Genomic DNA, 15,488 nt, shown 5'->3' with positions numbered 1-15,488 from the left:
ATCAAACTGCGTATGGGTTGGAGACGAACGCGCAATCGTCTGACAAGCGCTTGACGTAGCCGAGGCCGGTCAATCTTCGTTCGAGAATCTTCGCATTCTCTTCAAATGAAGATGGGTCGAATGATCGGCGGCTGAAGGCTTTTGTTGCCTCATTCAAACCTATGACGATCCGGTATTTCTCAAAGATCAGCGCCAAGAAGACATCTATGGTGATGGCTTCTGAGTCCACATTCGCCATAACAAGAGCTTCCAAGAATTCATCCGTGGCATCAAACCAGGTCCCAAGCCCGCGTTTTGCCGAGATGAATCCAGAGTTCTTGCCCAGGGGTTCAATGAGGGTCGAAATGTTATTTCTCGACCTCGAAGTGGCCTTCTTGAGAAAAGCAGAAAGGCAGGCGTCAGGCGTGCAGGTCGAAAGCTTATCCTTTGTCAGAACTGAAGTGAGGAATGCTTCCTCAATTGCCTCGACAGCCAAGCTGAAACGGATACTGGCATCATGGTGGGATTTCGCGTTCAACCATTTCGGGTGAGCCTCCAGAATGTACTGAATGAACGCCTCCACAGCTTCGTCGATTGTCTCGCGAACGCGTTGCAACTGCCTGATTGACCGCGTTCGCATGTCGCTGATTGCACCCCCTGATACATCGAGGATGATCGGCTCGGGTTCGATTTTTCTGTTGCTGTCGGTAAGACCACCCACCTCGGCGGCTCGATCCATGAAGTAGCGAACGAGGTTTAGCGCTGAAAGACGAAACAGAGGTTCAAACTTCTGGGAGGATGGCAGACCGGAAAGTCCAAGAACAGAAATCCAGTCATAAGCAAGGCGGTCGTAGGCTTGGTGGTGAGCAAGTGGAAGATAGCCCATTGGAACGTCGCCAGTGCGTTCGTCGTTGTCAGGCTCGAGTAACGCAAGGAGTTTGTCCATAGGGTCGTTCTTGGTGAAGAACTCTGCTTTTACCAACTCGGCGACCCGACCCGACAGATTCGAGCGGCTGAGCATCAGATAGGCCACTTCGCCGCCACGCCCGAAGAAGCGGCGGTCAGAGGAGAACTTGGTGTCGATATCCGAGAATAGGAGATGAGGTCCACGTGGAGCCATGAAACGAGAACTCCAACGCCGTTTTGCAAGCGCATCGATCTCCATGCTTCGCAAAATTTCGACCGCCTGGGCAAACGCAGAGAATTTCCCCTTGAAGCGATCCTTTAGGTAATTGAACTGGCCATCCAGCTTAGTGCGATTCTTGTATCCACTGTTTAGCTCTTCCACGAGAAGCAGAAGCCTCTCATCATCACTGCAGTTGGGTAATTTCTTGATCCGATCAAGGGCGGTATCTTCAAACAGAAGATAACGAATGGGACCGCGTTTCGCGACTGATGCAGTGATTAACTCACCTCTGTTCTCATCAACGGGGCCGTGATCGAATATCTCCCCATTCCTGAGTACGGCGCTACACACGGAAAGCACCTCAAGTACGAGCATGAAGGGTTTCTGCTCCTCAATGAAGCGATGACCAAAGATCGCCTCCTGAACCCACATGTCGGGTCTGTCCTTCGCGGGCAGCGATGCAAAATGGTTCGGGACAATCACACTCATTGTGTGTCCTCCAGAAGACCGATTGGCTTGGAAGCCAGATTGCTTGTAACGGTATCCACTGCCACAAGAGGAAGGTGTCCACCTTCCTCCCGCTCAGCCTTAGTGATAGCGCCGACGGATCGAATCTGGAAATTCCGGAGGTCCTGATAGCACTGGTTTGAAAAACTGGTCGGGAGAGCGCCGTGTGCTACGCGCACAAGGTATTCAAACAATACTGGTGTCACTGACAATGAACTTAGGGGTTCGGCCTTTTCGCGGGTGCGAATTTCGAGACGCGGCGGACGTCCAGGCATATTGGGTTCGGGCAACTCGAGCCAGTAAAAGCGCCCCCTCCATCGCAGTGGTTCGATCGCGAGAAGGGGTTTCTCCCTGCCCAAATAGACGCCACTGGGTTGAGTCAGCCATAGACTATCGTCGGTTTCTGTTAGCGCGCCTGTGAGGGTGCGGTTCAAGCCCTTAAGGATCTGTCTCTGCGCAGCCTTGAGCTTTGCTTCTTCTCTCTCATTGGCTGGACGAAGGAGGTCAACATAGATGTCACCCCAGTGATATGAAGTCAGATGCCAAGGGCTCGCATCACGGTACGCCGCGAGAGAGACGTCAGTAGACAAGAAGAATAGGCGACGCCGCTGGTCACGGATCGCAGGTCGGAGAGCATCAATCTCCGCTCTCGGATCTTCCCGGTACCTCCTGGCCACCTGTGTGAAGATTGCCGCGCCGTACCGGTCTTCGAGAGGTTCTTCGTAGCCTTTTGGTGGATCGAGTAATGCGTCATCGAAGTAGTTGTTCGTCTCGTTACCTATCTCGAAGCGAGCAAGCGTTTCGAAGGCCTGGATACTCAGACGACGGCGCTGCGGGTGATTTTCTCCAAAGATGTTGGAGTAGGGATTCGTCTCGGCATATTCGCCGTTACCAGCGCGGAGTCTCGCCCGATTGCAGTCGAGAAGAGGAGGTGAGCCCGCCTTCCTATCTCCGAGTAGAGCATTCACGACGATAATCATGATCTGCCGAATTGAAAGGTGAGCATCATCGGCGGCGGCGATCTCGATCAAGGAGCGCAGGCGCGATCGGATGGTTGCTGGACCGGTGCGCATAAGGATCTCGCGGTTCACCCGGATCGGACAAGGGTTTTCAGCCTCAAGTGCAGGACAACCAGAACATCTCGCCCAATCCTGATGATCCATGATGGCATCGACAATTGCATCGAACGTGGCGGCATGTGAGGTGCGAGACATGTTGAAGAGGGTCATCCTCTTAATGCCCGACACTTCTTCGAGATCGTCCCTTAGCATTCCTTGAATGATGCTAATCGCGGTCTCGGCTCGTGGATCGTCCCCCGCGTTTTCGCGCCAGGTTTTGAGCAGATGGCCGTCGTTGACGCAGAGAACAAAGATTTCGCTTCCAGGATCGCCAAAGATCGACCCGATAACCCGGGGAACAAGCTTCTTTTTGTCGTCTGCGCGGACCTCGCTGAGATCCTTGACAAAGGTAATGGTCTTCCCGTTCGTGGCACACACGACGGAAATCTCGCTCTCCTCATTCGTCCAGCCCGCGGTGCCTCCACTGATCCGGTCAAGAACCTTGCGTGCGGTGTAAGTCTTTCCGTCACCCGCGGTGCCCGTCAAAATCACTGTTCGTGGTTCATCGGACATCAGGATTTCGGCGATCATCTCTGATCTTGGCTCCTGTATGACCAAGGGTGCGACACCCGCTTTTTTGGCGGCCTCCACCACGAACTCGTCGTACATGTTCTGGCCATTCGCGACCGGACCATATGCCGAGAAAAAATCTATCAGCGGGTTCTTCATCGACGGACCTCAGAGGTGACAGATGGCGCAGCCGTCTTCGGGCTCTCCGACAGGTGCCGCGTAGCGCGTTTTCAGTTTAGCGAGATCCTCGAGCGTCCTGCGCTGAGTCCACGAGAACCGCCGGCCGTCGGCCTTTGGCTCTTCGTAGGTGGCGGCCTTCGCAAAAAGGTCAGGGTGCTCTTCGCGGAGCGCCTGCCATTCGCCGATCTGCTGGTAGAAGCAGAAATAACAACCTGACCGAGACCGCCAACTGTAGTAATCGGGGAGCCCGAGCCCGCTGTCGTCAAGAATAGCACGCACATCATCGATTTCGAGACCAGCATCCTTGAGTGGATACACTGGACGGATGTTGTCCTTGTCAGACAAGGCGACAGGTTTGCTGGCGCGTTTCGCGTCGAACTCCGAGGTGTGGTTCAAGGCTGCTCCCCCGAAGCCCTCTCTCGACTCATCGGCCCTGATTCCGATGTAGGAATAGCATTCGTCATCGCCCACAAAGTACTCGAAGGGACGGATCTTGAGCATACGGGTACACCAGCGGGCCTGCGGGTTTGGCAGAAAGCCTGAGTAAACCTCGTCGAGGAGGACGTCGAAGGGGGATCGGCGCCCATCTTTGCTGCGGACCTGGAGTTCTGGGAGATCGAGAGCAGTCAGGCGCTTCACCTCGACGCCGAAGATAGCCTCAAACCGCTTGATGTAGGCGTATGTCTCGGGAAGCTCGGCGCCAGTATCGGTGAAGATGAACTCGAGGGGCAAATCTCCGTGGTTCTCGATCATGTAGATCGCGAGAGCGGTGCTGTCCTTCCCTCCACTGAGGGGGACGATGTGTCGGCGGGTGCGGTCGGCAACCGCATCCTTCAGTATGGCCGGCATCATTTGAGGGTCCTCCCAAGTCGTTGAACCATGGATTTTGCTGCAGCTGGTCCCGAAGCTGCCCGGAGCTTCTCGAGGTAGATCTCTATCTTTCTCTCAATAAATGGGGCGATTTCCGCGTCATCGGTACTGTTGTCGAGGGCAACGTCCTCAATTTCGCGAATGCGAGCCCTAAGATCCCTTGAGAATTTTCTCGCAACATTGTCATCCCATTCTTCGAAGTCGAACCCGGTAAGCATCGCCGAGAGGGCTCTGACGAAGCTGGCCTCGCTGTCCTTGCCATCTTTTGCGCGTCGGGCGCGGTTCAGTACACCCCGTGCGACTCGGTCAAGTGTACCGTCCCTCGATACCGCGGAAGGAATCTGGCTGGCCCATCCGTGTGCTGCATCGAGAAGTCCCTCGGTTGTCATGCCCGAGCCAGCTTCGAAGGCGCGACGCGACGCACCAATCGCCTCTTCGACGTAGCTGAGGGTCATGCGCTCGATCTGCCGTCGTGCAACGGAAACGAACTCGACGGTCGTACCATCGAGGGTTTGGCGTCCTGCTACTGACGGGAGTGCTCGGAAGAGGAGTGATACGGGATCATCCCCACTCTGCCGAAGCGCCCGTTGAAGCCGAGTAGCCTCGTCACCGAGATTACGTGACCTCAGCGCTGCCGGAGGCAGGTTTCGCTTCCACGAGATCACGGCGTCGAAGAAAGCTCGGATGATATCCGTCTCAACGAGATCGGGAACCGGCTTGAACTCCCCAATCATCTGCTCGATCACTACCTTGATATCGTGAGAGGCCGCCACGACTTCTACTTCGAAGAGGTCAGGGTTCTCGCAAATATCCTCCATGACGGAGGGTTGGATGTCGTCAATGTAGCGCCAAGCTCCATCGACGTTTCGGCGAATGGCGATGACCTCACCAAAGGCTCGCAGGGCCCCCGTCACAAGGATCGGCAAAAGCCCTTTCCGGATACCGTAGGGCGGCTTTCCGAGTATTCCGATGATACCTGAGAATGACTTCGGATGTACTGCGGGCGAGGTGAAGAATGCCTTTAGTTCCGACCACACCATTCCAAGCGCCGGGTCAGAAAGCTGATCCGGCTGCCGCCACGACCTTCCTTCGGGATCATATAGGCCGCTTGATAAAAGCGTGGTCCTGTAGATCGAGGCATCTGCCGAGGTCGCGTCTTCATAACCCATATCGTCTACGCCGCTGCGCTCCAGGATACCCAGGAGAAGGCGCTTCCGCGCACTTTTCGTCTGCGCAGTCACCTTGTGTCGGACGATCTGCTCGTTCGAAATCCTTGGTGTTTGGGGAAAGCGTGTCTGGAAGATCTGCGTGAGTATGCTCGATACATTCATCTCATCGCCGGCGCCGATGAGACGCCCTCCGCTGTACCACTGCACTTCACCGGCTTCCGGGTCGGTCAAGTGCGACGCGCGCGCTGACACATACTCAAGTGCGCTCTCACGAAGGTCTTGGATTTCCCTCTCAACTAAGGGGTCCATGCCGAGCAGATCTTCATCACGTGCGAGCTCCGTTAGGGCAGCGGCTTCCAGGCAGGCGGCGTCGAGATCCGGTCTCTGGAGCTGAAGGGCTACGATCAGGTGAGGCGACTCCGCCATCCATGGACCGCGGATGCTTTCGAAATCCTCCACCGAGCCATCAACGACCATCGCGACCAAAGCGTCCAGGGAGTCCGCACGTTGGAGGATCTCCGCACGCTTCTTTGGGCTCCGGAGATCATCGAGCTCCACAAAGACGCCGCGAGCAAACCTCGTAAGCTTGAAGGCGTGGTTATATTCGGCGGCGAGATACACCGGATCGGAAACGAGGTCTCCGATGCGCTGCACGGAATTTGATTGCCCCCGGAGCGCGTCCGACTTTTCACGGACCAGCGCCCTGATGTCGATGTCGGAGCCATGCCAGACCGAAATGTCATCGGTCAGCTTTCGGTGGATGAGAAGTTTCCGGTTGAGGAGATCTTCAATCGCTTCATTAATCGCCCTGCGGTCGTGGAGACTGCCGAGTTCGATGAAAACTGCAAGCTGCTCCCGACTCACGGCACCTGAGTTTGAAGGGCGCGCAAGATGCAGAAGGGTGGATCCTGCGAGCACCTCACGTTCAGCAGAAGTCTTGGCTCGGTCGCGGGCGCTCTCGGTTTCAATAAACCTCTTGTGAGTACCTCCAATGCCGGTGTCGGTCCGCATTGCTTCCGAGAAGTATCGATAGAGTGCCTCGACCCCAACCGCAGATCCCTTGTCTTTCGGGACCTCGGTGGCAAGGAAGCTAAATATTGTGCGTTCGTTTTGCCCTACGCGCCCTGCGATTTTCGGAAGCAGATAGAGGGCAGAAGGCGTGAGTGGCGCAGCCTTCTGCAGGATTCCCCTCACCACGTCCTCGTCCCGCAAAAATGGGAATATCCCTAAATCGTGCGCGATTGACGCGATCTTTCGCGTTATGCGAGGTCGTCCCTCAGTGACTTGTTCTGCCACGATGTCGGCAATGAAGGTATAGATTTCGTCGCTGTCTTCGACAATCCGGAGCGTGTCGAACCGCCCCTCGATCTTCTTCCAAACCGCCTGCTCGCTTTGCCCGAGCCGACCCGAGTAACGGTGGAATTCCTGATGGAGAAGAAGGGTGAGTGTTGCCGACGGACTCTTTCTCCGCGTGACCCATTCAGCGAGATCCTGGACGTAGGCGAGCTCCTCGGCCCGGCCGGCCGAGGATAGCGCTTCAAGATGGCGACCAAACTCATCCCAGACAAATGCAATGCGATCGTACTTTCCGACGCGAAGATACTCCTCGATGGCCCTGAAGAGGGCAGTCATCGACTCCTGAGGTCCAATACCAAGAACTTGAGCGATTGCGGTCATGGGGGTGGGTACGAACCCGCTGAGTACTATGGCAAGTCCACGCACTCGTCCTGCTTTGGTGGAAGCAAGGCGTGCGGAAACGACGGGATCGAACTCACTGAGCCGAAGACCGGCTTCCTCCAGAGCTGCAATTTTCTCAGCATTACCCTCAACCAGCAGGGCGCCGATCATTGCTGCGATCGACTTGCCACTTCCATAGGAGGCGATCACGGACGTTGCCCGACTTCCGTTGTCACCGATCACGGAACGAACGATTTCCAAAGACTTTGAGGTGGGTCGATAGTGACTTGCCCGGACCGGGGAAGCAAAGTCTTCGACAATATTGATGCTCTTGAGAATGGTCATGCGACTTGCCGAGGCCTTGTGGGACGAGGTGACTGCGAGGGTTTCGTCTGGAAGTGATGTCGATACCATGCGGGCACGCCCTGTCTCTCGAGTGTCGCAACGCGCTGCCCGGCCAGATGCCGAATGGCCAGGAGATCCGAGGGAAGCGCATCGGCAGCCTTCATTATGATCTCAGCTGTCATGTCTGCCGAGAGACCAAAGCAGCGTCCGATACGCCGAACTGGCCCAGTGAAATCAATTGGAATGTCTGACTTCCCGCCTGAGAGAACTTGGTTGAGTGAGAGCGCAAGGGCCGCGCCGATTGCGGACGCCGGTATTCTTGCGGGTGTCGGGCGGCGTTCAAAATCTTTCAGTTCACTTCTATGGATGAGAAGTCCAAGGCGGCGAAATGGACAATCGAGATTGTCCTCGGGGTCTGAATCCAGAGCGGCGGGCACAGATCGCGCATAGCTCTGATGCAGGACCGCGATGTCGCGATCCAGGCTCTTCAAAGCAGGAACTTTTTGCCCGGTTTCTTCCAGGTATCTAATGAGCTCTCCGTGAAGTGTGTCCTTAGTGAACCGATCCTCTCTCCCCTTTTGAAAGAACCAGGTAAACACGTCCTCGTCAGACTTCAGTGAAATGACCAGATGAAGGAACCACCAGGTCGCGGTTTCGGTGAAATATGGATCCTTCTCAAGAACAGCTTCACCAAGAGGAGTGAGTTGTATGACCTCGCCTCGACCAGGGCGATGAGCGAGCCCGGTCAAGTTCAACCACCACCCTATAGACTTGGACATGTTGCGACCGACTCCCATGGAATCGGAGGCTGCGTCGCTGTTCCAGACGACGTTTTCAGTTTCATTTACGTAGAGAAGGCCTTTGGTGAGCCACCCAGGCCGCAAGAAGAACGTCTCATGTCCACCAAATTTCATGCGACCCTCCCGAACGTGCTTTCGAGGTGCTTCACCTCACGAATTATGGCTGTGGTTGCGGTTTGGATATCTTCTTCCGTTGTCATAACCGAGAGGGAAAACCTTGCGCTGGCGTAGGCAGAAGCTTCATCGAGCCCCATTTCGCGAAGAGTTCTGGAGGGTTCGGGTCGCCCCGTCGAACACGCCGATACCTGTGAGAAGGAAATACCTTCGGCGTCGCATTTGGCGACCAAAGCCATTGCGTCTATTCCCGGAAACATGATGTTAGTATTCATCGGCACCCTGGGGGAGGCCGCACCGTTTATTACGGCATGAGGTATTTGTGATGAGATCATGATCTCAAAACGATCACGCAAGCCTCCGACGCGCTCGAGATCAATATCGAGGGTGAGACCACGAACTCTGCAGGCCTCTCCAAAGCCGGCAATTCCCGGCAAATTCTCAGTGCCCGAACGGCGTCCGTCCTCTTGACCACCGCCATATAGGAGGGTCGCGGCCGAGGCGGTGCCGGAGATGACGAGACATCCGACACCCTTGGGTCCGTTCATCTTGTGTGCGGAGACAGAAAGAAAGTCGTAGTCTGCCGCGAGGGCCTGTCGAGGAAGGCGCCCTGCCGCCTGCGAAGCATCGATCAGTGTGAGGACGCCTGCCTCCCGAGCCATGCGACAAATCTTGTCCACCGGCTGGACGACGCCAGTCTCGCTGTTGACCCAGCTTATGGCGAGAAGGTAAGGCCTCGTCGCAAGCGCTGTGAAGAGTGCATCAAGATCAATGATGCCCGATCTGTCCAGAGGAACGAGAGTGGTTCGTTCGGGATGGCGCGAAAATGGTCCAACGACAGCGGGATGCTCTGCGCTCGTGGTCACCAGACGGGCATTCGGATCCTGCAGTGCAGCCCACACGACCATGTTGTTGGCCTCTGTGGCCCCGGAAGTGAAGACAACTTGATCTTCCCCTACGTCAAGAAATTCAGCGACTTGCCCGCGGGCCGTCTCCAGTCGTCTGCGCGCGCAATGTCCGAGGCGGTGGCCGCTCGACGGGTTCCCAAACGTCTCGGACATCGCCTCCTGCACGACCTTTATGACCTCGGGGAGAGGCTGGGTCGTAGAACTATTGTCCAGGTAAACGTTCATTGTGCCTCTATCACCAAACCTCGCCCCCTGCTCTGGCAGGATTGCTAAAGAGATATTGGCTCGTTTCCCGCTCGACGAAACGCCTGCCGGCTCGTACCGCCCTTGTCCGACATCCTGTGGCATTGAGATGGGGCCTTGCAACCCTCTTCGGACCCAGCCTTCGCAGGAAATGGGAGCATCGAGCGGATCAGCGATGTCGGGTTGAACGCATGGTGCAAATGATTGACCGCCCCCTACAGGTTAGAGAGCAGACACTGTGAGCTGCTGTTGGTTCCGTGAACACGAAGATAAGATCGTGGCCATGGAACTGGAGAGTGGACATGACGAGACGGAAGTCCAGCCGCGAGTTCAAGCTCGAGGAGGTGAAACTCGTGACCGAGCGGGGCGTGACGGTGGCCCAGGCATACCGAGACTTTGAACTGGCGGAGAGCGCGCTGCGGCAGTGGATGCGTGAAGCGACGGCGGCGCCAACCAAAGCGTTCCCCGGCAATGGCCAGCAGCGCCTTGAACTGACCGAGATCACGGCCCTGAAGAAAGAGGTCGCCAAGCTTAAGGCGGAGCGTGACATCCCAAAAAAGGGTGAGCCATGTACGCCATTGGTTTAAGCACAATGGTGAGCGCCTTCGTCGCGCGGAAAGCGACATGACGTTCGCGTTCGTTGCGAAGCATCGGCACATCTGGCCAGTGAGCTGGATGTGCGAATTGCTGGGAGTCTCTCGGTCGGGCTTCCACGCCTGGCTTAGGCGACCGATCAGCGCCCGGGCGAGCTAAGACGCGAAGTTCGTCATGGAGATCGACAAGAGCTTCAAGGCCAGCGATCGCACCTATGGTGCCCGCCGCGTCTGGCGCGATGCGCTCGAGAACGGGCTGGCCTGTGGGCTGCACCGGATCGAACGCCTGATACGGCAGCATGCCATGATGGCGCGGCCAAAGCGACGCGGGAAGCCCAAGGACGAAGGTGAACGGTCGGTCATCGCCGACAACATCCTCGAACGCAATTTCCAGGCCGACTGCCCGAACCAGAAGTGCCCTCTCGGTGATTGCCTGCAATCACCTGCCGGGTAACAGCTGGCCGATTTCACCTACATCTGGACCGCCGAGGGCTGGCTCAACGTCTCGATCGTGCTGGACCTGTTCTCACTACGCGTCGTCGGCTGGTCGATGAAGGCGGATCGGGATGCCTCACTGGTCATGGACGCGCTGATAATGGCCGTCTGGCACCGCGGAAAAGCCGACGCGCTGCGCCATTATTAGGACCAGGGCTCGCAATATACCAGCGAGCAGTGCCTGCTGTGGGACAACGGCATCACCTGCTCGATGGGCCGCGCCGGCAACGTCTGGGACAGCTTGGCGCTGGGGATTTTTCTCATCGATGAAGACCGAACGGACCGCCCGCAAGGTTTACCGCACCCGTGATGCCGCCCATGACGACGTGTTCGACTACATCGAGTGCTTCTACAGTCCGAGGCGACGCCACTCGAAGCTGGGCTACCTAAGCCCTATGGCGTTCGAGCGCCGAGCTATGCAAACCTACCCCGGTGTCCACCGAACCAGCAGCAGCTAACCTTTACCGGGTTGCGCGACCGGCTGATCTCCGCCACTTGCGCTGTTGGTTCGGTGTCGCCGCGCTCGGCCCAATCCAGCTATTCACGCCTAATCAGGCGAATGTCAGCTGTTGGGCCGAGGCGGGCAAGCAGATCAAACCAGCCCGAACAGGGGCGACACGCGGGCATCTTACTACCACACCGAAAGCATGCATGGAACCACAGCCAGAAAAGGTCGCGAGAGCCTCAGTGCAGTTGAAAAGAAAAGACTTGAACCGCTGAGCCGCTCCTAAATCGAAGGCATCACCACTGCAAAAGCAGAAGCAAATTTCGGGGTCGGAAACAGCTTGCCACCAGAAAACCTTAACCTAATTCTCCTTTGAAGGCAGAACGATGCCTTTAATACTCAAGGCGTAATTCTCGTATAACCCTGTTTGCACTCAGAGTGGGCACTTGAGAATCTTGCCGCAAGTGGGTGATCACGGCTGGAGCAGATTCCCTAAGGAATGCCAAGATATCTTGCCCGCGAATATATGGCCTATTGATTTCGATATACCTCGAAAGGCTCCATACAGCCAACCTATCGCTCGCTCCGAGCCAAAACAAATCGAGCTGCTGCAGGTTGCATACGCCATATTGGAGCATCGATGCCCAGTTTGCCGCAAGTTCGGAAATTTCTCCTTCACCGTGCTCCAGAATGGCCAATTGTGTTGCCTTTGCTATGGCATCCTGCAGAATAAAACCGATCGTGCTTGTAAGTCCCTCAAGGCAATCATCTACTGACCGACCGCTGGCGGCGGCCATTTGATGGTAGGTTTGCCCACTCATCCAAAACAAAATAAGTTGACGCACCCACGAAAGATCAGTCCCCTCAGGAAAAGTTGGGGCGGCCATCAAAGGCAAAACAACCCCATCCAGCCAAGCGTCATCTAAGGCGCTTTCCAAGTTTTTCCACTCTGGTCTATCAAGGATATTGGTGCCTTCAACGAAACGCTGGAACCGAGGCGTCGATCCGCTTCGGCGTAAGCGTGCGAGCGTATCCGGAGTTCCGCCTTCAATTAGAGCCCTCGCCCGGATCGCAAAAACCTCCTTAATTCGATCTCGGAGGGCTTCTGTATCAAGGTATTGGAATGCCAGCGTTCTGCCAATTAGATCACCAATAAAGTGCTCAACGTCGTCAATTATAAAATCCGCCGGCATGAGGTCGACTATTGCAGAATCAATCCTATCCAAAATAATCAAGAACGGCGCAGATTGCGCCTCAAATAATTGGTTGTTGAGTGTAATATTGTTGTCAACAACGATACGGTTAAGGGATGTTATGAGGTTGTATAAAGCCCCCCTCGCAGGCTCCAACGCTTGCTCTCGGAACACTGATTCCACCCACAACTTTTCACCTTCGTTGGCGAAAATAATTCGTCCACGGGTCTCTTTTCCTGCTCTGCCAACGCGGCCGACGATGTTCTTTATGCTTCGGCGGTTAATTTCTCTTGTAGCATTGCCGTCGTATCTCTTAATTGTGTGAACCACAAGCGTGCGGATAGGCAAATTGACACCCTCCGCGAGAGTGCTTGTGCAAATCAGTATGGTAATGATATTCGCGTGTACAGCCTCCTCCACTTCGCGACGAATTTCCTGAGGAAGATCCCCATGATGAAATCCAATACCGAAACGTAGTGCGTGTGTAAGCTGATGGTCCTTCCCTAAGTGAAAAGCGGAAAATTCCTCAAGCAATTTCAGTTCTGGAGTTAAATCAACTGTGCCAATGGCAACATTTACAGGGAGCGAGATCATCGATATTAACGTCTTCGTTAACCCTGCAACACCCTGATTGCCTTTTGTTGTAGTAAATAGTGCGACTGGTCCATTCCGGCGCGCCCTCAGTGCAGCGGCGCAGGCAAGACTTGAGTATGTGCCTCGAGATGGGAGCAGCTTTTGACGACCTGTTTCTGGATTTGTATACCTGAAATCGTCATCCGTTAGGAATCTCGCCAAAAAGTAACTTCGTGGCCGCTGGTATATAGTGTTGAAATCAAGTTGCCAGGTGTTTCCCCGCTTACCTACAAACGCAAAGTCAGTTTCAACAGGTTTGTAGCTCGACACAGCAAGTCTGTCGTCTCTTCCGCCCAGCCAGCTATGGATACTTGGAACATTAGGCAGGATCGCGGAGATAAAAATGATTTTTTTTGAGCCTGGATCACGACCCTTCAGCTTGGTGAGCAGCAGTTCATACTGCAAACCTCTGCCGTCATCGTCGATCAAGTGTCCCTCATCACAAATGATCGTTTCAAATCTATTTTCGAGATCAGGAATTGACTGGCCAAGGGCGATAAATTTCTCAGGTGTTACGATCAGTACATCAGCAGTTTCCGCAGATGCGGATTCCGAGCGGGTCGAAATATTTCCGCCATAAGACGCAACAACACTCACCCCGACTTGCTCCAGGCGCCTTGAGATGCCCTCCTTTATTTCAGCCGCGAGCGCTCTAAATGGAACAAGAAATAGCACTCGCTTATTGCGCGCCTTAACTTCGTGATAAATAATCAACTCGCAAAGTGACGTCTTCCCCGCCGAAGTGGGCATTTGCAAGCTGTAAACTTCATTGATGTCACCCAGAATACCCCTTTCCATGGCTTCAATTTGGGATGGAAAAAGTTCCCAAAGCGGAAAAGTGTCTGAATTTTCGATAAATTGCTGCCAAATTCTGGGTTCAAATAAGCTGGCATATTGACGCAGGTTATTCCAGGTGCTGTATCTTTTGAAACGAAGGAGGCAGCTCAAAGCCAAGCGCGACGCGATGAAGCGACTTGGGTTATCGTTTAGCGCTTGCCTCTCGGCCGCGTAAAGATCTTTAGAGGATCGTTCATAATCCTCTTCCGTACCGCCGCGCAGAACCGTTGCAAGCATATCATGCAACGGGCGATCGTCCAAGATCTGCCTTGAAAGCAACCCCCACAAGAAAAACTCCTCATCCTCGTAAAGCGCGCTTGGATCAATTGCCTTGGCTACTAAAGATGCAGTAGCTGGGAAATCTGCGAGATAGAACAACGACGCAGAGTACAGCAAATTAACATTGCGCTCTACCCCGGACAGATATTTTGCAGCAGCACTCCTTGAATAAATCATGAGCGTTTTGGCGAGTTCCGAAAGGTCTGCTTTTTTAACCGCCTCATCTTGCTCACGCAAAACGTCAAACATCTCTGTAAGAGCCGCAATATACACATCATCGCTTTTCAGGCGCACTTGGTACTCAGCCCAAAGGTCTTCTGAGATTCCAAACTCAACAGCGCTTTCCCATGACTCCAATTCTGCCATAAGCTGTCGAAGGCGGCTATCCAATCCGGGCCTCCCGTACTGCACGTGTGAAACACTCTTCGTAAAGATCTTTCAATTGTTCCAAGCCTAAAACCACCACTTTGAATGAGTCGCCCTGGTCCGGTATTGTTGTTATTTGAGCCAACTCGTCATCCACAAAATTTTTGTCAACCACTGCTACGGCCCGGTGCTTTTTATCGTAGGTTATTTCAATGTTAACCTTAGAAAATCGCTCGATGTATTTAATCGTTTCTGGTCCTTCTGTTTCAAAGGCCTTTTCACGCAACCATGCGAGAGTCTTAGCCAGCCTTCCGGTTCGATCCGCCTCATAGCCCTTAACAGAAGCTTCTATAGGCCGGTAGGTTTTGGAGGGTGTTGATTTAACTTTTACCTCTGCGCAGATCAGATAATCTCCGACCTTTGGGTTTGCCGAGTCTTCGCAGTATAGCAAGATAACATCAGAATGAGGGGCTGCTTTATTTCTGTCCTGCTTATATCTCCATTTTTTCACTGAGCACGGCTTTCCATGATTGGATGCCCCAAGGAAAAATAGTGTAAGGATTTCACCAAAATCGCCAGCCATTACCGCACCAGGGTCGGCGACCTTGTTTGCCACGACTTCAGGTGCGCTGCACTTTAGTCTTGCGACTTGAGATTTGATATCCTCTTCTGATATATAACAGCTCGGCATCTCGCGGGCGAGAAAGTCAGAAATGGACTTTCGTGCTTTGTCGTGGAGTATGAATACGTCAGCCGTTATGGAACCAAGTGGGCGTTCGTGCTCGTAAAACCAGTCGGCAATGTTTTCGGCAACACCTGTTGCAATCATTCCGGTCAACAGGCACCTCCGCGGAATGCAATTAAGGAAAATCGCTTCACTCTCCAAGAGCATATGCATTTACCTTGGTTAAAACAAGACTTTAACTGTGACGCTTGTCGACAAACCAGAACCGAGCTCTTTGGATCTACATTGTTGGGAGATCATATTTTTCTTTTTTCGAGTGATGGTGGGTGACGCATGCTCAAGGCATGTTCTTTTAGACGCGACGTCTGCTCCAGCAGCATTGCAGTCGCTCAAGCCAGTCGCAGTGAAGGTTCGGA

At 54.3% G+C, this 15,488-nt stretch carries 8 protein-coding genes and 1 pseudogene; 1 reads left to right on the top strand and 8 read right to left on the bottom strand.

Annotation, left to right across the window (positions count from 1 at the left end; translation table 11 throughout):
* Position 1 precedes the first annotated feature (1 nt).
* Genes QQK63_RS13700 through QQK63_RS13675 form a run of 6 tightly spaced genes read right to left on the bottom strand, consistent with a single transcriptional unit; the run spans position 2 to position 9,528 of the window.
* Positions 2–1,594: a hypothetical protein gene (locus tag QQK63_RS13700; protein ID WP_277829060.1), complete on the bottom strand. Its 1,593-nt coding sequence runs from the start codon at positions 1,592–1,594 to the stop codon at positions 2–4.
* Complete coding sequence (locus QQK63_RS13695) at positions 1,591–3,399, bottom strand: hypothetical protein (RefSeq protein ID WP_277829058.1); 1,809 nt, start codon at positions 3,397–3,399, stop codon at positions 1,591–1,593. The genes QQK63_RS13700 and QQK63_RS13695 overlap by 4 nt, the downstream gene beginning before the upstream one ends.
* 9 nt (positions 3,400–3,408) lie before the next feature.
* Positions 3,409–4,272 carry a phosphoadenosine phosphosulfate reductase domain-containing protein gene (locus tag QQK63_RS13690; RefSeq protein ID WP_284283226.1) on the bottom strand — a complete coding sequence of 288 codons (864 nt, stop codon included), beginning with the start codon at positions 4,270–4,272 and terminating at the stop codon, positions 3,409–3,411.
* Positions 4,269–7,481 (bottom strand): hypothetical protein, encoded by a 3,213-nt coding sequence (locus QQK63_RS13685; protein ID WP_277829054.1) that lies wholly within the window; start codon positions 7,479–7,481, stop codon positions 4,269–4,271. The genes QQK63_RS13690 and QQK63_RS13685 overlap by 4 nt, the downstream gene beginning before the upstream one ends.
* Positions 7,478–8,395, bottom strand: coding sequence for a DUF4007 family protein (locus tag QQK63_RS13680; RefSeq protein WP_277829052.1), 918 nt, complete (start codon positions 8,393–8,395; stop codon positions 7,478–7,480). Before QQK63_RS13680 ends, QQK63_RS13685 begins: the two co-directional genes overlap by 4 nt.
* Positions 8,392–9,528: a cysteine desulfurase family protein gene (locus QQK63_RS13675; protein WP_277829050.1), complete on the bottom strand. Its 1,137-nt coding sequence runs from the start codon at positions 9,526–9,528 to the stop codon at positions 8,392–8,394. The genes QQK63_RS13680 and QQK63_RS13675 overlap by 4 nt, the downstream gene beginning before the upstream one ends.
* Positions 9,529–9,848: 320 nt before the next feature.
* Between QQK63_RS13675 and QQK63_RS13670 the strand changes: the two are divergent.
* Positions 9,849–11,092 (top strand): annotated as a pseudogene (locus QQK63_RS13670) (IS3 family transposase).
* Positions 11,093–11,471: 379 nt separating this feature from the next.
* Here QQK63_RS13670 and QQK63_RS13665 read toward each other — a convergent pair.
* Positions 11,472–14,411 (bottom strand): DEAD/DEAH box helicase, encoded by a 2,940-nt coding sequence (locus QQK63_RS13665; protein ID WP_277829048.1) that lies wholly within the window; start codon positions 14,409–14,411, stop codon positions 11,472–11,474.
* The gene (locus QQK63_RS13660; protein WP_277829100.1) at positions 14,404–15,216 is read right to left on the bottom strand and encodes a Hachiman antiphage defense system protein HamA; all 813 of its coding nucleotides are present in this window, start codon (positions 15,214–15,216) and stop codon (positions 14,404–14,406) included. Before QQK63_RS13660 ends, QQK63_RS13665 begins: the two co-directional genes overlap by 8 nt.
* Positions 15,217–15,488: the final 272 nt, after the last annotated feature.

The sequence above is a fragment of the Roseicyclus marinus genome (assembly GCF_030163795.1).
GTDB lineage: Bacteria > Pseudomonadota > Alphaproteobacteria > Rhodobacterales > Rhodobacteraceae > Roseicyclus > Roseicyclus marinus.
The sequence above is the reverse complement of the archived record's forward strand: the minus strand, read 5'-3'. Positions and strand labels throughout refer to the sequence as shown.